The following is a 17,310-nucleotide window of genomic DNA, read 5'->3' as shown; positions in this document are numbered from 1 at the left end:
CCGCTTAAAGCGGTAAGAGGCCTTGCATGCGCATGATTAAAACTACCGCTGTTGTCATTGGACTGCTCATGAGCGCGCTCGCTCAAGCGCACCCGAAACTGCTGTCTTCCACCCCGGCCGAAGGTGCGGATGGCGCGGCACCCGGCACCGTCGAACTGCACTTCTCGGAAAACCTCATGACCCAGTTCTCCGGCGCAAAACTGGTCATGACCGAAATGCCCGGCATGGCGCACTCCCCCATGCCGATGAAAGCCAAAGTCTCTGGTGGCAGCGATCCGAAAACCATGGTCATCACACCGCTTTCGCCACTGCCTGCCGGCACCTACAAAGTCGAATGGCGCGCGGTGTCATCGGACACCCACCCGATTACCGGCAACGTTACGTTCAAAGTGAAGTGATTGATGAGCGACTCGGTCAGCATTGCACTGCGCTTTGGGTTGTATGTGGATTTGATGTTGTTGTTTGGGCTGGCGCTGTTTGGGCTCTATAGCCTTAAAGGACAGGAACGGATATCGGGCACGGCGTTGCCGTTTCGGTCGATGTTGGTGGGAACGGCGGTGCTGGCTGTGCTGTTTTCCATCGCCAGCATGGTGATGATGGCGAGCGCCATGAGCGGCGAGACGGACTTTGCCGAGCTGCGCCCGCATATCGAGATGATGGTGTTTGAGACGGATGTCGGGCTGGCCTGGGTCGTGCGCATTGTCGCGTTGGTTGTCGGCGGTTTGGCGATGATGCTCAATCCACGTGCGCCCGGGTTCAGCCTGCTGATCGCGTCTATTGCCGGTGCTATCGCCTTGGCCAGCCTGGCCTGGAGCGGTCACGGAGCGATGGATGAAGGTAGCCGGCGGTATTGGCATTTCATCACCGACATCTTGCATCTGCTGGCGGCGGGGGCGTGGCTGGGTGGGTTGATCGCATTTGCCTTGTTAGCAAGGATCAACGCACTGCAAAGCGAAGAACGCATCCGGCTGCTCGTCCGTGCTGTTAAGCGGTTTGAATGGGTGGGCGCGGTGATTGTGATCGTGATCACCGTGACGGGAATCGTGAACTACCTGTTCATTGTCGGCCCTGAACTTGACGAGGTGTTTCTCAGCACCTACGGGATTTTGCTGTTTATCAAAGTCGGGTTGTTTGCCGGAATGCTGGTGCTGGCCGCGTTGAATCGGTTTCACCTTGGGCCACTGTTAGAGCGTTCGCTGCAGGACAGGCAATACCAAGTAGCGGCGAATGCATTGCGGCGCAGCGTGGTGGTTGAATTGGCAGCGGCGGTGTTGATTGTGGGGTTGGTGGCCTGGCTGGGGACGTTGAGTCCAGAGATGGAAATGAGCGCGGAGTAACGTAAAAAGGGCACTACTTGATATGGATCAATGACGGCCCATTGCTCGGGACTAAGCTCAAAGTCACCCCTCGGATCGAGTACGCACTATGCTCCGGTTCCGCACTCACCTACCGCTGTTGATCCGCCAAGTGCTCGCACTGTGGCCGCCCGCACGCCTGCGCTTCGTTCGCTTCAACAATTAAAACCGTCCTCCGGGCGTCCGCAATTCCGGACGCTCCCTTTGGCTTCGCCACTTTAGCGCGGCCCAACAGTTCCTGTACGTCCCTGACTCACTGGAGATTGCCATGCATATGCACTTCAAAGCACTCGTCGCCGCACTGCTCATCAGTAGCCCATTGGCTGCTCTGGCCGTCGAGGAAAATCACCCCGACACACCGCCTACCGCACCGACCACCGCCGCCACCGCCACCGCGCAAGACAAGGCCATGAGCGAACAGATGGAAAAAATGCAGGCCGCCCACGAAAAAATGATCGCCGCCAAAACCCCGGCCGAACGCCAGGCCGCCATGCAAGAAGGCATGGCCACGATGAAGGACAGCATGGGCATGATGCACAACCACTGCCAAGGCATGGGCATGGGCAAAGGCATGTCCGGCGGCAAGGACCGCTCAGACCAGATGATGGGCATGATGATGAAAATGATGGATCAGCAGTCGAGCATGATGAAGATGCCGATGAACAACTAACGCCCTTTAAGAAGCGCTTGACCTTGCCATCGTGACAAGGTCAACCATCGATCTACTTCATCACACCAGCTGCCGCTCACAGTCAAAGAGGTTTACGTAATGAACAGCACTGAACTGCAAGTCGAAGGCATGAGCTGCGGGAGTTGCGTCAAACACATCAACGCCGCGTTGCAACCGCTCGCAGGAGTGGGCGAAGTGACTGTCGATCTGGCGTCCGGTCGGGTCAAGGTGACTGGAGATACCCAGAGCGATGTTCTGTTATCGGCATTGAAGGAGGCAGGGTATCCAGCAAGCGTACTGACAGAAGACAAACACGAAAGCGTAAAGAAGAAATCTGGCTGCGGCGGTTCAAGTTGCTGCTGTCACTGAGTCCACCCCGGTCAGGATGATGTTGAGCGGTGTAGCAGAAAGTAAGTACTCTCAGCACCCTCTCCATCATGGAAGCCGGAAAACAATGAACAACCTGAAAAGCACAATGATGCTCGGTGGCCTGCTCGCTCTATCGTTTGCCGCTCAGGCAGAGCAATCGCACTTGGACAGCGTCATCCAACAGGGCCAATTGCGCGTGTGCACAACAGGCGACTACAAACCCTACACCGTCAAAGCCGAAGACGGCGAATACTCGGGCATCGACATCGCCATGGCCCGCTCGTTGGCCGACAGCCTCGGCGTCAAGGTCGAGTGGGTGCAGACCACCTGGAAAACCCTGATGCCTGACATGCTGGCGGGCAAATGCGACATCGGCGTCGGCGGCATCTCGGTCACCCTGGAGCGCCAGAAAAAGGCCTCCTTCAGCACCACGCTGGACGTCGACGGCAAAATCCCGCTGGTGCGCTGCGAAGATCAGGCGCTGTACCAGACCGTCGAGCAAATCAACCAGCCTTCGGTTCGTCTGGTCGAACCGGCCGGCGGCACCAACGAAGCCTTCGTTCACGCCTTTCTACCCAAAGCGCAATTGCGACTTCACGACAACGTGACCATCTTCCAGGAGCTGCTGGACAAGAAGGCTGACGTGATGATCACCGATGCTTCGGAAGCGCTGTATCAGCAGAAACTCAAACCTGGTTTATGCGCGGTGAACCCGAAGCAATTCATGCAATACGGCGAGAAGGCTTACTTGCTGCCGCGTGATGACATGACCTGGAAGTTGTACGTCGATCAGTGGCTGCACCTGGCCAAGGTGACAGGCAACTACCAGAAAGTTTTGGGTCAGTGGATAGCCACGCCCGAGCCCAAATAGCCGCTATACAGCAGTCGCCAACCCAAAGCACACGGCACATCAGGCAAAACGCAAAACGGCGGAAACACTTCCGCCGTTAATCGTCGTGCAACAACCCCGAACTGTACTCGCCGAAGCTGTTGCCGAGGGCACTGCCATGGAAATTCATCTTATTGGGGTTGTTGGTAGGCCCCGGACCAAAACCGGCAGACGGCAGGGTGGCTTCCGAAAATTCGCTATGGGTGCTTGCACCCGAACAGGCGCTCAACAGCAATGCACCGGCGATCAGAGCGACTTTGAAGAGGTTCGAGATCATTTTTCAGTTTCCTGTGGGTGGGAAGCGCGGTGACCTTAGGTCGTTATCCTATGCCGCGAGGCCGCCAGGGATTATGAAACTTTGCTGGGCGACAGCGTTGGTTCAGGTAGTGATTGTTTTAGGCAAAAATGGGTGTTTCCCAGACAAACTGTTAAAAGAGCAACGTCCTACACGACTCTGGGAATTGTCCGTACACTTGTCCATTGCTGTGCTTTTGTCACGAGGCCTATAGTCCACCCAACGCCAAAATGGCGTGTCGGGTTTGGCGACTCGATGGCAATTGAACTGAAACCTTCGAGCATTTTCGTAGCGTTTCGGAACGCACTTAGCTGCCTGTTTTATGGTGGCTGTGCGCGGGAGACCTTAGGGTCTGCCGGTTTCTCCATTGCCCGGTTCGCCAACCCGCGTACGGCTACCACCCATTCGTTTGGCGACGATTGAGTAGTAGCTCTTCTCAAATTAATGGAGCTTCACATGAAAGAATTTATGGCTTTAACCAGCAACGCCGACGACTTCCCCTCGCTGTACGTAAACACCACCCAACCGCTGCATTCACTGCTTAGCACCGCACGCTACCGAATTGGTGCGGTGACACAGATCCTGGAAAACCTCGCGATGCGCGGCGACATCACCACGGATTCAGTGATACTCAGCGACTTCGCAATGCTTTGCTGCATACCGTTGCGTGATGGATGTGATGTGCTGGATGTCATTGCGCGACGTATGGATGCTGAACCGTCCTGACGTCACAACGGGGCGCCCACCCGGACGCCCCTTCGGACTCATGATTCGTGGAAGCTCGCAGCAAAAAGGAGCTCCGTGTACCGCCTGCGGTTTACCCGGATACCTTTAATCACATGAGCTGGTCAGTATGAACACACATCTGTCGGAGGCTTCGATGGCCACCACTAAAAAAACCGACAATCCACGCAGAAAGCTCACCCATAGAGAACTGACGTTCATGAATGTTCATGAAGCAGCGCGTGAGGGGCAGAAAGTGTTTGATACGTTTGTGATCACTGGCAAGTTTCCTAGTACAAAGTAGGCCGGAATGCCGGTTACGAAAATAAAAACGTCCCCTTTTCTCACTCTTGCGTCTTCCGAAGACTGCTCTTCAAGCAAGCCTTGCCCTACATAGAAACGGTTACGACTGCAAAAAGGCTTAGAAAAACCTATTTCCTGTGATGAATTTGTTGGGCCTGCCGCACAATGATGGCACAATAATATTGTGCCAGCCTGATTAAACATTACCTCACGGAAATTTTGGAAAATCGCACATGGATAAGATCCTCTTAACTGCGTTCCTTTCGGCGCTCGCAGGTTTCATTACAGCAGTGATAAGCATTGTTAAATTAGTCAATGAGAAGGAGAGCAAAACAACCGACTACAGACAAGCATGGACGGACTCAATCCGGAAGGCATTTGCCGATTTGATAGCCAATATTAACTCTCAGGCATCACGGCTTATCGCTGCTGCTGGAGTGAGAGATGAACTTAACCGAATGCATGCCGACGATGATGATGAAAACGCCCAATCCAAAAGAGTGAGGGATCATCAAGACAAGGTTCTAGCCGATCATAGGATGGCGCTACATGACACAAAAAAGGCGATATACGAGAGCTATGCACTAGTACGTTTACACTTCAAACCAAACGATTTAAGTTTCAATCGTATTGAGCAGAAATTTGATGTCCTTGAGGGGCTCCTAACTGACCTCAGTCGCGAAAATGAAGACGTTGAGCGTGCGACAATACGAGAGAAAATTCATACTGGGGCTAACGAAATTGCTGGCTATGCTCGGGACATCCTCAAAACAGAATGGGAGACAGTAAAACGAGGTGAACCTGCTTATCAGCTAACCAAAAAATGGTCTATCGGCAGCTCAATAGCGATGTTTGTAATTCTTTTGTCTATAGGTATACATGCCGGAATTACCATCTGGAAAGCTAACATAGCTGCTGATCATGCGTATAAGTCTACTATCGAACTTCCATCGCCCGCCCCATCTCGACTTTAAGTCTCCTAGCAAAAAGCTGATAAGAATAAACAAAGGGGACGGATCTATTTTTCTCATAGAAAATAAATCCGTCCCCTTTAGCTTCTTTGGCCGGCTTGAGCCACCTGCAGGCATGCAGAAAAAAACGACCTATTTAGACCGCAGGCGTGGCGGTGGACGACTGCGCGCACCAAGTCTAGACTCCCTCCTTCGGCTCGATCTCCAGACAAAAATTCATCCAGGCCCGTGGACCGCCAGATACCCGATTAACGCGGCGGGCGTGTCAACTCTCCAACCCAGCGCCCATATTTGCTGGCACAATGGGGAAAATTCCATATTTATGATTCAGGACTCGAACAGATAATGACTGCGATTTATCCTGGCCATCGTTCTTTTTACAAATACGCTTCCCCTGAAGCGGCGAAAGTCATTTTAGAAAACAAAACTGTTCGATACTCTTCACCTCTAACATTTAACGACCCATTTGACGTTCAAACAGGCTTACACTTTGACTTCAAGCTTGAAGATCTACTTGAAAAGTGCGTTGACCATATCGGGCGATTTGCTAGTGCATCGAGTGTCCCGCCGGTAGATAAAGATCACCCCATCGGGCAAATAGCATTGATAGCGAGGAATAAATTCCCCATTCACGGCTTTGATAAGAAAGCTTGGTTAAACATGATAAAACAAAGCCTCAATGAAGATCTTATTCCAATAATTCAGCAAACACAGTTTGACTTTCAAAACTATTGGAAAGCCATCCTGCCGACCTTGAGGGTGTTTTGCGTCTCAGAGGATCGAGACAACTTACTTATGTGGGCACACTACGCAAAAGATCATACGGGCGTGGTTTTTGAGTTCCTTTCGCGGCCGGAAAATGACAATGCACTTTCTGTCGCTCAGCAAGTTCAATACGTCGACTCTCCCCCTCCATTTTTCAATAAGCAGGAGTGGCTAGACGATTTCATTGCCACCAAACCTTTTGATAATACGGCGCTACAACGAAGATACGTGCTTCATAAGAGCAGAGATTGGAGCTATGAAAAGGAGTGGAGGGTTTGGTATCCAAATTCTAAAACCGAAGGTCATCATGATTATTTACGCGTACAGCAGAACGAATTCCCTGCAATATTTATCGGTTGCAGAGCGGAAAAAGAATTCACAAACAACATTATTGCAATGACTCGTAAAAATTTCCCGAACACTAGAACTTTCAAAGCTAAGCGGCGCTCAGACTCATACACCCTTGAGTATGTGAAAATATAAAGAGAACAAAGAACAAAGGGGACGGATCTATTGTTCTCATAGAAAATAAATCCCCCCCTTAAACTCCTGAACTTTCATATAAGACGCCATAGACCGACGTCGTTAGACGTTGTAGGCCTTTGTGATTTTTATAGCCACAACAGATACAACCATCGCCGTTAAAAGCAAGATGACGCTCCACTGAAGTACAGCCAGCTTTTTCTTGAGCAGTGCGGGAAAACTATTTAAGTCCTCAATGCTCACCCCGCCGCGCTTAAGGTAAATACTTGGAAAAGTAACAATTCCCGATATACCTCCTACCAGTAACAGTTTCCCCCAAGGACCAGCGTGCCGGAGTGGTAAGCGATTCATTACAGCAGAGCAATTTTTTAGGCGCTCCAACATCTCGTCCATTTGCGCGCATGCCAAATGAAGGCATATTCCGATCCAAATGAAGATACCAAGAAGAACAACGCCAAACGAAAGGACGGCAAGATCATATGCGGAGCTAACTAAATCCATCTGCTTTTCTCATAAATGAACTCACCCAAAGCCTCACCACCAGTCCCACCAACGCCCCCTACCAAAGAGCCAGCCCCAGAGTGAAAACGCCAGTAATATCAGATGTCGGCACCCCCGGCACGGTTAAATCTGGTAGGCCACGATAATTTTGTAGAGCAACACAAATGCGCCCATCGCACACAAGAGCCCCCAAGCGCCGCGTTTTATCAGTATCAGCCTTCGCTTCAGCAGAGCTGGAAAGTTCATTAGGTCCTCGGCGCTTGCCCCTCCGTCACGGAGATAAATATGAGGAGCGGTTACTACCCCAATTATTCCGCTCAATAAAAATAAACGCCCCCAAGGTCCTCCGTTTTTAAACGGTTCACGAACCATCACCGCAGGACAGTTATTCAAATGACTTAACATCGTATCCATCTTGGTGTAAGCCAGATGCAGCGCAACGCCGAGCAAAATGAATAACCCCAAAATGTCAGCACCACACAGATAACCAACGAGGCGCGCAGTGTTGGTCATTTCACAGTCTCGTAGATAACGTCACCCATGATCTCGCCTCCCATCCCACCGACGGCGCCAGCAGCAAAAGAACCTACCCCGACAACGACAAGACCACACACCAGCGTTCCCACTCCGGCCGTGGGTACTCCGAGACCAACACAAACAGAAGCCGCTGTTGCCCCGCCCAAAGCCAGACCACCGACCGCGCCCCCGGCGACCCCGCCCGCAAAGCCCCCGCCTTCTGTGAACTTGACACGCTTGCAAGCCGCAGCATCTCCGGCAGTGCACACGTCCTGAACCTTCATATAAGACGCCCCTCCACCTACCGCCGTACCCAACCAGCCACCGTACTTAATGTATTTTGCCGCCTTGGCCACGCCGTCTAAATGGGTGGCATAACCTGGAATCTGAGAAGGAGCACCTGCCAACGTCCAACTATGCACCAGGCTTGTACTGGAAATACCCAACGCGGTTTTCAGCTTCGGATGATCTGGGAATCCAATGGCTTTTTTAGTCAGATAGGTCAGTCGGGTATCAAGTTGGTTAAATAACGTTTTGCGCTCAGCAAAGAAAACCGGCGAGCTCAAATTGCCGTCACGCACGAACGTCCGCTGATGCAAGGTTTCGATGTCACGAAGAGAGGTTTTCACATCCTCCAGGTTCTTGGCAAAGATCGCTTCGCCGACGCCAACTGAAGTAGACCCCTGAGAGAGAAAGGATTCGAACTCTTCACGATGCTGCACCATAAAACTGGCTTCTTGATCGGCCATCTGCCCAAGCGCCGAATTCACTTTCTCAGCCGCTTCCATCAACAAGGCGTCTTCACGGGTGCATTGCAAGTTTTTCGGGTCGCTCAGAACGATCAGCTGTCCGGGTTTGGCATAGGCCGAAAGCTGTGGATTGATCGTACGAAATTTTTCCAGGATTGCTGCGCTAGGTTGCTCAAACAGTGCCGCTTCAAGTGCCGAGCGAGACATAGGCTGTTGGACGATATGGAATCCCGGCTCAGCGCTTTTCGAATCGTTGGAGACCGATTGTTCCTCAGTCTTCGACTCTTTCGGGGTATTGGAGTCTACGAGTGCATTCGAAGCGGCAGCCTTCTCATTGAGCTTTGGATCGGCCAATAGGCTAGCCATCTTTTCATCGTCCACAGTTCCGTTCGGGCGTATCGCCCCGAGCGCCGCGAAGTTGATGATTGCTGCTCCGGGGCTCGCACTAAAGACAAACCCTCCGCCGACATCACCTGACCCGCTGATGATCGTTCCACCGTGACTGGTTGGGCTTCCCAAATGAGCCATGGGTCGGCCATTCACTAGAATCGAAGGGAACCCCGTGGTAATGACTGCACCACAGCCGCAGGTATCACCGACACGGGCAGCCCCCATACTGTCGATGTTGGTATCACCGCTGGCCGATGCAATGGGAGTAATGCCGTGCCCGGGCATTGGGCAGGTGTGTTTATCGCCTAATCGCGCAGAAGGGGTCATACATCGTCCTTGAGGAGTTCCGGCCCGAGGCGTGGGCAAGATAACGTTAACCGGAAGATCTGGCGTAAGCGTTAGGAAATATCCTAAGAGTTGTGCTCCGCGTTCCGATTCCATGTCATTGCAGGGGGGAAGATAACAGCTCAAACACAAGATGTTGAGTGATGGCGCTCCGCCCATGGTGGATCACAATCTCTTATTAGGGATATCGGATAGGAAATGGGGACACCCATTAGCCGGTCTCGAGCCAAGGTCAAAAGCCGACTTGCCCTGAACCATCGCTGCAAGACTGGCCTAAGCCCCGCAACCCCAATCCTGATAAACTCCCCACCTCCCAGCCTCACCCATCTCAGAACCGCCAATGCCCCTAATCGCCGCCACACCCGCCCCGCTCTCCCGCCGCTTCTCCGTCGCCCCGATGATGGATTGGAACGATTAAAGACAAGAGCCTTTAACACAAAGGCTTACAGTACCAACCCATTTCCTCCGTACCAGTTCTGTACCACCAATTCCTCAACTGACCCTTACGCTACGGCTATCTGCGTTTACATCCGGTAGTTAACGGCCAAAATCGCTCACCAAGTGTCCACAAAAAGAAGGGGCTATTTACAGCGTAAAGATTCCGGATTACTCAGTGCGATGCGACTTCGCAAAACGCTTCATTGGCAAGGACTCAACGGTCGAAACACCTGTAAACCAAGAATTGCATGACGCCTGAAACATCAAATAGCCATTACATCAGAGCGTGATTTCCCTGATACTGCGCACCGTAGTTCGGCCTTAATCAGGGATCCTCTCTCATGGACGATTTTTTGCAAACCGTGGCTCTGTTGCGCGCGAGGTATCAGCGCCCGGCAGGCTTCAACCTCTTCTCCGTACTTCGCAGCTCAAGTGACGAAGTACGGCTTCACTCGCGCTTCCTCGCCTTCCTGCTCAACCCTAAGGCTACCCACAATCAGGGAACAGCGCTGCTGGATCTCCTGTTGAAGCGACTGGGCATCCAGAACTTCGATTCAGAGAATGCGATTGTCGAGGTCGAGTACCAGAACATCGACATCCTGGTCCGCAACCAATCCAAGCAGGCAGTGATCATCGAGAACAAGATCTACGCCGGTGACCAAGACGAGCAGCTCTGGAACTACCACCAGCGAATGCAGGCGGAAGGCTACAGCACAATTTGGACCACGTACCTCACCCTGGATGGTGCCGAGCCCAGTGAACAAAGCCGCAAGTCCCTGCCTGTAATTCTTCTCAGCTACGAAGCCGAGATCATCACTTGGCTGAAGGACTGTATCCCACTGGTTGCCCGAGAGCCGGGCGTGCGGGAAAGCGTTTTCCAGTACATCGAGCTTCTCCAAAAGCTGACATCCAGTGACCAGGGCGAGATCTACATGAGCAAGCTTAAAGAACAGATCCTGCAAGGCGAGAACCTCTTCGTGATCGCCGACATCAACCATGCATTCGCGTCCGTTCTGGCCGACCTACAGTTCGATATTTGGGATCGCATGATGGCTTACCAAGCGAGCCAGTATCCGGACCTCGGCAAACCCGAAATTACGGCGACGAAGGAGGCGGTTTCTGCCTATTACAAGAAGGCCAAAAACAGCAAATTCATCGGCCTCAACTTCCCCTTCAACTTTATGAAGGGTGGCGTGTACATCGAGCTCAACCACCGTCTCTATTGTGGCTACTACTGTGACGGTGAGCAGTTCCCGGAAGACCGGGAACGCCTATTTGCGCTGAGTCGAGAGATCGCGCCCAGCAATCGCAGCTCGGACTGCCTGTTGTGGAAGTACCCTAAGGTCAATATGAATCTCCATGTCCCTTCCAATGAGGACCTGGCGCTCCTCCGAGATCCGGAGACGAGGGAGTCGATTGCCGTCAGCCTGATCGATGACATGCACGAACTGTGGGAGCGCGCTCTCCAGAAGTTCGCCTAACCGTGGTTACATCAGTAGATAACGGCGAGAAGAAGCTACGTAGACGATGTGCTGGCCTCGGCCAAGCACTCTTTGATTAGTAAGGAAAAACATGAGTTTTCAAAGCCCCAAAACCCAAACAGTACCTATTTATACTGCGCAGAGATTCCATGATTTCTTGGATTTTTTGATGCTCTCCAGTGTGGCTTGCCCTCCTGGGATCTCAAGGCCCTCCTATTCCGATGATTCCATCTTGCTCGAAGTGGAAGTCTTTCCACTGCCTGGATTCCCAATTGGCCAATGTTGGTACAACTGCATTGAGCACTCATTGAATAATGATGGTCAGATAGTTTATGGATGGCTATTTTGGGAGGTAAATCACAATTACTACGTTGCCCAGCATCACGCTGTTTGGCGAAATGAACACGGGACTCTGATTGATCTGACCCCAAATGCAGTTGGAGCCAAAAAAGTGCTGTTCATGCCTGACGATCGAGCCCCGTTCGACTTCGATAATTTGAAAGCGGCTATGAGCTTAGAGTGGACGAGTAATGATCAGTATGATTGGGTAGCTGAAGAAATTCGCTCTAAAAAATTTGGGATTATGAAGATGAGCTCTGGTGATCCCTCCTTAACTAATCGAATCGCTAAACTTCGATCAGCGTTAGCGTGACTACTTCCTAGGCGATCGTGACTGGCATCTTTCTCGGCCGATTGTTGACCGTCACCACAGAGCGGTTTGGGGTCGACAGCTCCCGGTCGACCACAACGAAATCCCACCTTTCCCCTCATTCCCTGTAGCAAATTTTAAGCAACCGTTTTCGGCTCCAATCCCAAGCACTGTCGCGACTATCAATTGCCTTAATGCATTGGCGTCCAATGCCTCCATCAATCCACTCGATCCGTAAAGTTTTCAAACTGCTACGCTTGCCTTTTCACGGAGGAATCGCAATGCCGAATACAGACCTGCTCCCTTCCCTGCTATACAAAATCAATGAAAACCAGCTCGCCCTGGAAGCCGCAATTTTGGAGCTCTCAAATTGGGTTGAGCAACGTGGTTCCGCCGAAATCGCGGACAATGTTCGCGGCGCCCTAGCTACTATCGACCGCAATGAGGAATTCATCAAGATGACACTCGCAGTGCTGATGACACCGGAATGACTGCTATCTGAAGCAACCATTCGAGGGAGGCCTCTGATTTCGCTACACTATGATGGCGAATAACTATACGCGGCATGCGTCGCGAACATCTTGAACACATCGGGAGTCGAACATGGCAGTCTCTATAGCTTTTACTACACCACCAAAAGAATTCGGTATCAGCCATGATGAAATAACCGCATTACCCTTAGATCACTTCTTAGGTGAATCTGCAACCTACCACTCATCTACACCTTCATTAATAAAATATCTCAATAGAAACGGCCTTAAAAGTGGATACCTGATTCCACCTTCCTCTCTTCTTGAGCAGCGTGGTGCTGAGTGGTTTGGCCCCACACTGCTCATACTGTCAAATTTGTACAACACAAACCCGAACATATTTAGTGATCTGATAGAAACAGTTTATAGTCATGTAAAAAATATCTACCCTACCGACTCAAATCCAAATTTAAAATTTGATATTTTTCTACACAAAGACAAAGAAAGCCAGTCAACGGTAGTTAACTTCGACGGAACCTCTGAGCATTTTCCGGAATTGCTAAAGACCTTGGAAAACCTATGGAATCAGAAATGACTACAGACGCTGCAGCATCAATTCAGTTTGAAGAGATTGACGATAAATTCGAACAACATGTGAGAGAATTTCTCAACGATTTGTACCCAACCACATCCAAAAATATTCTTGCAAAAAGAGAGGAAGAATTAGAAACCATAATTAAATTATTTAAAGGTTTCAGGTATCAGGCCATCGCTCGGGAAGTCGAGTACGATGCAAATATGTTTTTTCTAATGCAATGTGCTTTGTCATGCATACGCTCTACTTACTCAATGCTAAAACGCTTCAAAGAGGAAGACAACGTAGGCTCTTGGCACAACCTTATAGATGCATATGACTACATAAACATATCCATCAAAATACTGGACATGCACAGTCAACACTTAGAAACCGAAAAGAAGACCGAGATGGAGCAATCCCACGGGCTTTATATAATTAGAAGGCGAATCAAAACCTTTGAAACCACCCTCTTCAGACCACAAAAAATATACAATAGCACTGGTTTAATTGAAAGCATTGGTAACTGTTCAATATGTGGATCAATATTCCACGAATGCGATCATGCTGAAGGCGACATAGTTATGGGAAGGCTGTGCAGAAGAATTAATAGAGAGATAATTCGTGCTGATCATGCTGCTATTGTTAAAGATCCAAAAGATAGACGCTGTATTTTCACAAGCACATTCGATGACAAAGGGATTTCTATAGATTTTTTTAGTCGAGAACCATTGCTAGAACCCAAAGAAAAAAATGTTTATACCGGCATCATGCAGGTTATAGCCGACATTGACATTGATTAGCTAAGCAATCAATCAATCAATAAATTCACACCTTACCACCCATCAATAAGGATATTTATGTACGAAAGTTTATTTCGGCGATACAAAGAACAAGACCCAAAGACAATATTCGCACATTTTGGTTGGAAAAATGATATTGGTGAAAAATGGGAAACACCATTTCAAAAATTAGCAGAAAAAGCGAGACATGAACAATGGAATTTTGATAAGCCAGAATTCAAACGAACAGGTGTAGATTATCCAATTATCGCCAGCTACTTGAACTATACCTTCTTACGCCTTCAACAACAGTTAAAAATAAAACTATCAGCTGACGGCACAAAGGCTTGTTTAAATACCGGCCTTCAAACGCCTGAAGGCAAAGATTTATTTGCCACCTTCTACAAAAACCCAAACGCATTTGACCGTAACCAGCCAACCTGGACATTATTTGGATACTTTGATGCTTACTCCGACAAAGTTCGCGAGTTCGAACCACTACCTGATATTGCAACTTACATAGACGATCCCAGCGAACTGGTTTACGACCATCGACTTGAATTGGAAATTGACTTTAAACACATCCTAACAGATAACATTGATCGTCTCCCTGAAGTTCTTCAAGGTAATTCAGCATTGGCGAGAAATGCAGTGGAGGGGGCCATCAGACAATTAAAGGAGCGTTTAAAACGAAACTACAAACTAGCTGTTCCACATTGGTACAATGAGCGAGTTCAGCTATTATTGCCCTTAAGTATTACCGACGATAGCGAAGCAGATGTCGCGTTGGTAGCAGAAAAAGACCCCGCCCGAAACAAGTACATGGTAAGGACGATTCTCACCATGGATATGGCTTATTTGGACGCACGAATCATCTGCGCTCCAGACCGAATGTGGCTCAACCCATAGTTCAGTTATTCAATAACTTAGGTCCAATTTCATTCATGTCTATCACGGGGGGCAGACTAAATTCCATTTAGCTCCCCCACAATGGCCACGATGGGCCGAATTCAGTCATTGGGTAGCTTGGCAGAGCATGGTGTTCAGCAACGCAATGACAATGTGCCCGTGCGCTGGTTCGATTGAGCGATCAACAAGCGCTAAGTCCCCCTCAAAAATTCCGGCGCCCTGCATACTCTCTCCCGCGAGCGACACCAGGTAGACATGTGGAACGCGATTCATGACTTGCGATGACAAAACACTGTACGAATGTACAGCTAACATTCAGAATTGGTTGCGGTCAATTTCTCGTAAGAATTACCTGATGGGCGGTAGGTTTGGAAACTAAGTCCAACCATGCATAAAACGAATTGTCATTCCGTTGCTGATTGACGCGGCCCCTCAGGTCATCAATCATCAGGCTCGCTAAATCACATGGATGATCAGAATGTACTGGATAGAGATCTGCACAGATGGCAGCTACATGCGTGACGGCCAGGAGCACTGTCTGCCCCTTGAAAGCGTTGAGGCGCTTGATAGCCACGAGTCAGAGCGGCTAGGTAACGAGTGGGCTAAAATCGTCTTACCCTACCAGCTTGAGACCGAACATGGCGTTTTCCTCTGGCAAGTAGAGATCATTGAATACCTACAATTAGGTGTAACCAGTTTTCTAGGCTATTCCCTCAAAGAGTTCCCGGAGGATGTCGTCTTGAAGGAGGAGGTCACTTTCTGCCTTCAAGATGGATGGGCTAATCCAGGGAAATGAACCCTAGACTTGAAGCCGCGAATGGCTAAAATGCGCCTCGACTAAGAGACTACTTTCCCTATGATTGACGCAGTTGACCTGTTCTGTGGTGCCGGCGGACTCACCGCGGGCATGCGCAATACCGGTATTTCAGTTCAGGCCGGTTACGACATTGAGCAACAATGCGAATACGCCTTCCGCGAAAATAATGGTGCCGCCTTTATCGCTAAAGACGTAACAGACGTCACAGCAGAGGAGCTATCAGCTTGGTATCGGCCTGGACGCTACAGGCTTTTAGCCGGATGCGCCCCTTGCCAGCCATTTTCTAGCTATAACCAAGGCAAAGATACACGCAACGATCGCAAATGGCCGCTATTGTATGCCTTCCGACGCTTGATTGAAGAAACTCAGCCCCATCTGGTCACCATGGAAAATGTACCTGATGTAACCAAGCACGAGGTTTATCATGACTTCGTTAAAGGGTTGATTGATCAAGGCTATTCTGTCTGGGCAGACCGTGTCGCATGCGTCGATTATGGTTTACCGCAGCAGCGCAGGCGACACGTACTACTCGCATCCAAGCTAGGCGAGATTGAGCTGATCGCACCAACACATGCCAAAAATCCGCTTACCGTTCAGGAGGCTATCGGTAACTTACCTCGACTAGCCGCTGGCGAATGTGACCCGAATGATCCATTGCACCGTGCAGCCACGCTTACACCGCTGAACATGCAGCGAATTATCCATTCTCGCCAAGGTGGGACATGGAATGACTGGCCAAAACATTTAGTTGCAGCTTGCCATCGTAAACCTAGCGGTAGGACATACCCTAGCGTTTATGGACGCATGCGTGCCGATCAACCTAGCCCTACGATGACTACGTTATGCTACGGATTCGGGAATGGTCGTTTTGGACATCCGGATCAGGCTCGAGCTATCTCGTTGCGTGAAGCCGCAGTCTTACAGTCCTTCCCTCCAGAATATGTTTTCATGCCTCCAGGCAAAATCACCTTCAAAGCAGTAGGTCGCATGATTGGCAATGCTGTTCCGGTACGCTTGGGAGAAGTGATCGGTGAAAGCCTAATGCGCCATGTTGTCGCTCACGAAAGGCTTCAACAGCAAGACCTCGAAGTACTCCATCACGCCTAAAGCACACTAGTGCGACAACATAACCGTAATGCAGAAATTCGTTCACCCAGCTCAACGAGCTGGGTACCACGCGAGCGGTCTCATTAACACTCTGTTCACAACCCAGGGTACGGGTTGCTTGCATGAGTCCCAACACGCACCAACATAGATAACACTGGATTTTTATCAACGTTCTTGTTGCGATATCTACTAAGAGCCTCCCAACCAGAAAGCGCATGTATGGCATACAGAATTAACTCATATGCACAACTGGCAAACATATAAAATGTCGGGAATGTTGCTGGCAGCCAAGGAGGCCTAACCGGAAGCGCAACTTCAGTTTCAGTAATAGCGATAGGCTGAACGTGGAAAAAGCCGTGCTTATTGTCAGGGAATCTCTCTGGATGCTCAAACCTGTATCCAAAGCCCTTCAAACTATCTACATCATCCCCACACAAACAAACCGCCTCTGCATTAATCTCGCCATATTTCGTCGTAACAAACCGAAGAAGCTTTATCCATCCATTCCTTCTATCAATATCTACAATAACATATGGCGACTGAGTATTTGGCTTTGTAAAAAAAGAAACTAACGACGCTTCCAACTTTAACTTTGGCAAATCCGAGTAAAAAATAGGAGCGTGTGTCTTTTTCGCTTCTACCGCCTTCAACGCGCTATATTTATGAAGCGCTGCCTGTGTGGATATTTTACCGAAATTATCATTGTGCAAATTAACTAAAAGCTGAGCTAACGCTGAAGCTTGGGTTCTGTCCATATAT

22 protein-coding genes and 1 pseudogene are annotated in these 17,310 nt (G+C 49.9%); 17 read left to right on the top strand and 6 right to left on the bottom strand.

Features of this window, described 5'->3' with window-relative positions:
* Positions 1-26: 26 nt before the first annotated feature.
* The 5 genes from copC to KGB03_RS07525 all read left to right on the top strand — a co-directional run bounded on the left by copC (position 27) and on the right by KGB03_RS07525 (position 3,265).
* Positions 27-398, top strand: coding sequence for a copper homeostasis periplasmic binding protein CopC (gene copC / locus KGB03_RS07545; RefSeq protein ID WP_192407297.1), 372 nt, complete (start codon positions 27-29; stop codon positions 396-398).
* Between the two features lie 3 nt (positions 399-401).
* Positions 402-1,337, top strand: coding sequence for a copper homeostasis membrane protein CopD (gene copD, locus KGB03_RS07540; protein WP_223526717.1), 936 nt, complete (start codon positions 402-404; stop codon positions 1,335-1,337).
* A gap of 286 nt (positions 1,338-1,623) precedes the next feature.
* Complete coding sequence (locus tag KGB03_RS07535) at positions 1,624-2,025, top strand: hypothetical protein (RefSeq protein ID WP_192407293.1); 402 nt, start codon at positions 1,624-1,626, stop codon at positions 2,023-2,025.
* Between the two features lie 99 nt (positions 2,026-2,124).
* Positions 2,125-2,394: a heavy-metal-associated domain-containing protein gene (locus tag KGB03_RS07530; protein ID WP_111450562.1), complete on the top strand. Its 270-nt coding sequence runs from the start codon at positions 2,125-2,127 to the stop codon at positions 2,392-2,394.
* Between the two features lie 85 nt (positions 2,395-2,479).
* Positions 2,480-3,265: a transporter substrate-binding domain-containing protein gene (locus tag KGB03_RS07525; RefSeq protein WP_223526716.1), complete on the top strand. Its 786-nt coding sequence runs from the start codon at positions 2,480-2,482 to the stop codon at positions 3,263-3,265.
* Positions 3,266-3,341: 76 nt separating this feature from the next.
* Here the strand turns inward: KGB03_RS07525 and KGB03_RS07520 are convergent, their stop codons facing one another.
* The gene (locus KGB03_RS07520) at positions 3,342-3,560 is read right to left on the bottom strand and encodes a hypothetical protein (protein WP_218537387.1); all 219 of its coding nucleotides are present in this window, start codon (positions 3,558-3,560) and stop codon (positions 3,342-3,344) included.
* 474 nt (positions 3,561-4,034) lie between these two features.
* On the opposite strand from KGB03_RS07520, the gene KGB03_RS07515 reads away from it, so the two are divergent.
* The 4 genes from KGB03_RS07515 (at position 4,035) to KGB03_RS07500 (ending at position 6,823) form a co-directional block, all read left to right on the top strand.
* Complete coding sequence (locus KGB03_RS07515) at positions 4,035-4,304, top strand: short-chain dehydrogenase (RefSeq protein WP_223526715.1); 270 nt, start codon at positions 4,035-4,037, stop codon at positions 4,302-4,304.
* A gap of 154 nt (positions 4,305-4,458) precedes the next feature.
* Positions 4,459-4,605: a hypothetical protein gene (locus KGB03_RS07510; protein ID WP_223526714.1), complete on the top strand. Its 147-nt coding sequence runs from the start codon at positions 4,459-4,461 to the stop codon at positions 4,603-4,605.
* Between the two features lie 232 nt (positions 4,606-4,837).
* On the top strand, positions 4,838-5,578 hold the full coding sequence (locus tag KGB03_RS07505) for a hypothetical protein (protein WP_223526713.1): 741 nt from the start codon (positions 4,838-4,840) through the stop codon (positions 5,576-5,578).
* A gap of 342 nt (positions 5,579-5,920) precedes the next feature.
* Entirely contained in the window at positions 5,921-6,823 is a 903-nt protein-coding gene (locus tag KGB03_RS07500; RefSeq protein WP_223526712.1) for a DUF2971 domain-containing protein, read from the top strand.
* A 102-nt stretch (positions 6,824-6,925) separates the two neighbouring features.
* Here the strand turns inward: KGB03_RS07500 and KGB03_RS07495 are convergent, their stop codons facing one another.
* The 3 genes from KGB03_RS07495 to KGB03_RS07485 form a co-directional block, all read right to left on the bottom strand.
* On the bottom strand, positions 6,926-7,324 hold the full coding sequence (locus KGB03_RS07495) for a hypothetical protein (protein WP_223526711.1): 399 nt from the start codon (positions 7,322-7,324) through the stop codon (positions 6,926-6,928).
* A 123-nt stretch (positions 7,325-7,447) separates the two neighbouring features.
* A complete protein-coding gene (locus KGB03_RS07490; RefSeq protein WP_223526710.1) occupies positions 7,448-7,837 on the bottom strand; it encodes a hypothetical protein in 390 nt (129 codons plus the stop codon).
* Complete coding sequence (locus KGB03_RS07485) at positions 7,834-9,306, bottom strand: PAAR domain-containing protein (RefSeq protein WP_223526709.1); 1,473 nt, start codon at positions 9,304-9,306, stop codon at positions 7,834-7,836. The genes KGB03_RS07490 and KGB03_RS07485 overlap by 4 nt, the downstream gene beginning before the upstream one ends.
* Positions 9,307-10,103: 797 nt before the next feature.
* Between KGB03_RS07485 and KGB03_RS07480 the strand changes: the two genes are divergently transcribed.
* The 6 genes from KGB03_RS07480 to KGB03_RS07455 all read left to right on the top strand — a co-directional run bounded on the left by KGB03_RS07480 (position 10,104) and on the right by KGB03_RS07455 (position 14,627).
* Positions 10,104-11,243, top strand: a complete 1,140-nt coding sequence (locus KGB03_RS07480; protein WP_223526708.1) for a PD-(D/E)XK nuclease family protein — start codon at positions 10,104-10,106, stop codon at positions 11,241-11,243.
* A 91-nt stretch (positions 11,244-11,334) separates the two neighbouring features.
* Positions 11,335-11,895, top strand: coding sequence for a hypothetical protein (locus KGB03_RS07475; protein ID WP_223526707.1), 561 nt, complete (start codon positions 11,335-11,337; stop codon positions 11,893-11,895).
* Between the two features lie 278 nt (positions 11,896-12,173).
* Positions 12,174-12,383 (top strand): hypothetical protein, encoded by a 210-nt coding sequence (locus KGB03_RS07470; RefSeq protein WP_223526706.1) that lies wholly within the window; start codon positions 12,174-12,176, stop codon positions 12,381-12,383.
* Between the two features lie 112 nt (positions 12,384-12,495).
* Entirely contained in the window at positions 12,496-12,957 is a 462-nt protein-coding gene (locus tag KGB03_RS07465; RefSeq protein ID WP_223526705.1) for a hypothetical protein, read from the top strand.
* Positions 12,954-13,739, top strand: a complete 786-nt coding sequence (locus tag KGB03_RS07460; protein ID WP_223526704.1) for a hypothetical protein — start codon at positions 12,954-12,956, stop codon at positions 13,737-13,739. Before KGB03_RS07465 ends, KGB03_RS07460 begins: the two co-directional genes overlap by 4 nt.
* Positions 13,740-13,796: 57 nt before the next feature.
* Positions 13,797-14,627: a DUF3825 domain-containing protein gene (locus KGB03_RS07455; protein ID WP_223526703.1), complete on the top strand. Its 831-nt coding sequence runs from the start codon at positions 13,797-13,799 to the stop codon at positions 14,625-14,627.
* Between the two features lie 132 nt (positions 14,628-14,759).
* On the opposite strand, the pseudogene KGB03_RS07450 reads toward KGB03_RS07455, so the two are convergent.
* Positions 14,760-14,912 (bottom strand): annotated as a pseudogene (locus tag KGB03_RS07450) (LexA family protein); the annotation flags it as partial.
* Between the two features lie 193 nt (positions 14,913-15,105).
* On the opposite strand from KGB03_RS07450, the gene KGB03_RS07445 reads away from it, so the two are divergent.
* Positions 15,106-15,423 (top strand): hypothetical protein, encoded by a 318-nt coding sequence (locus tag KGB03_RS07445; RefSeq protein ID WP_223526702.1) that lies wholly within the window; start codon positions 15,106-15,108, stop codon positions 15,421-15,423.
* A gap of 60 nt (positions 15,424-15,483) precedes the next feature.
* Positions 15,484-16,551, top strand: coding sequence for a DNA cytosine methyltransferase (locus KGB03_RS07440; protein WP_223526701.1), 1,068 nt, complete (start codon positions 15,484-15,486; stop codon positions 16,549-16,551).
* Positions 16,552-16,646: 95 nt separating this feature from the next.
* On the opposite strand, the gene KGB03_RS07435 is transcribed toward KGB03_RS07440, so the two are convergent.
* On the bottom strand, positions 16,647-17,306 hold the full coding sequence (locus tag KGB03_RS07435; protein WP_223526700.1) for a hypothetical protein: 660 nt from the start codon (positions 17,304-17,306) through the stop codon (positions 16,647-16,649).
* Positions 17,307-17,310: the final 4 nt, after the last annotated feature.

Source organism: Pseudomonas sp. BF-B-26 (genome assembly GCF_019956495.1).
Taxonomy (GTDB): Bacteria; Pseudomonadota; Gammaproteobacteria; order Pseudomonadales; family Pseudomonadaceae; genus Aquipseudomonas.
The sequence above is the reverse complement of the archived record's forward strand: the minus strand, read 5'-3'. Positions and strand labels throughout refer to the sequence as shown.

Bases quoted from the DNA above. Each gene is read 5' to 3' on its own strand.
- copC (WP_192407297.1), top strand. From the start codon at position 27: ATGCGCATGATTAAAACTACCGCTGTTGTCATTGGACTGCTCATGAGC.
- copD (WP_223526717.1), top strand. From the start codon at position 402: ATGAGCGACTCGGTCAGCATTGCACTGCGCTTTGGGTTGTATGTGGAT.
- KGB03_RS07535 (WP_192407293.1), top strand. From the start codon at position 1,624: ATGCATATGCACTTCAAAGCACTCGTCGCCGCACTGCTCATCAGTAGC.
- KGB03_RS07530 (WP_111450562.1), top strand. From the start codon at position 2,125: ATGAACAGCACTGAACTGCAAGTCGAAGGCATGAGCTGCGGGAGTTGC.
- KGB03_RS07525 (WP_223526716.1), top strand. From the start codon at position 2,480: ATGAACAACCTGAAAAGCACAATGATGCTCGGTGGCCTGCTCGCTCTA.
- KGB03_RS07520 (WP_218537387.1), bottom strand. From the start codon at position 3,560: ATGATCTCGAACCTCTTCAAAGTCGCTCTGATCGCCGGTGCATTGCTG.
- KGB03_RS07515 (WP_223526715.1), top strand. From the start codon at position 4,035: ATGAAAGAATTTATGGCTTTAACCAGCAACGCCGACGACTTCCCCTCG.
- KGB03_RS07510 (WP_223526714.1), top strand. From the start codon at position 4,459: ATGGCCACCACTAAAAAAACCGACAATCCACGCAGAAAGCTCACCCAT.
- KGB03_RS07505 (WP_223526713.1), top strand. From the start codon at position 4,838: ATGGATAAGATCCTCTTAACTGCGTTCCTTTCGGCGCTCGCAGGTTTC.
- KGB03_RS07500 (WP_223526712.1), top strand. From the start codon at position 5,921: ATGACTGCGATTTATCCTGGCCATCGTTCTTTTTACAAATACGCTTCC.
- KGB03_RS07495 (WP_223526711.1), bottom strand. From the start codon at position 7,324: ATGGATTTAGTTAGCTCCGCATATGATCTTGCCGTCCTTTCGTTTGGC.
- KGB03_RS07490 (WP_223526710.1), bottom strand. From the start codon at position 7,837: ATGACCAACACTGCGCGCCTCGTTGGTTATCTGTGTGGTGCTGACATT.
- KGB03_RS07485 (WP_223526709.1), bottom strand. From the start codon at position 9,306: ATGACCCCTTCTGCGCGATTAGGCGATAAACACACCTGCCCAATGCCC.
- KGB03_RS07480 (WP_223526708.1), top strand. From the start codon at position 10,104: ATGGACGATTTTTTGCAAACCGTGGCTCTGTTGCGCGCGAGGTATCAG.
- KGB03_RS07475 (WP_223526707.1), top strand. From the start codon at position 11,335: ATGAGTTTTCAAAGCCCCAAAACCCAAACAGTACCTATTTATACTGCG.
- KGB03_RS07470 (WP_223526706.1), top strand. From the start codon at position 12,174: ATGCCGAATACAGACCTGCTCCCTTCCCTGCTATACAAAATCAATGAA.
- KGB03_RS07465 (WP_223526705.1), top strand. From the start codon at position 12,496: ATGGCAGTCTCTATAGCTTTTACTACACCACCAAAAGAATTCGGTATC.
- KGB03_RS07460 (WP_223526704.1), top strand. From the start codon at position 12,954: ATGACTACAGACGCTGCAGCATCAATTCAGTTTGAAGAGATTGACGAT.
- KGB03_RS07455 (WP_223526703.1), top strand. From the start codon at position 13,797: ATGTACGAAAGTTTATTTCGGCGATACAAAGAACAAGACCCAAAGACA.
- KGB03_RS07445 (WP_223526702.1), top strand. From the start codon at position 15,106: ATGTACTGGATAGAGATCTGCACAGATGGCAGCTACATGCGTGACGGC.
- KGB03_RS07440 (WP_223526701.1), top strand. From the start codon at position 15,484: ATGATTGACGCAGTTGACCTGTTCTGTGGTGCCGGCGGACTCACCGCG.
- KGB03_RS07435 (WP_223526700.1), bottom strand. From the start codon at position 17,306: ATGGACAGAACCCAAGCTTCAGCGTTAGCTCAGCTTTTAGTTAATTTG.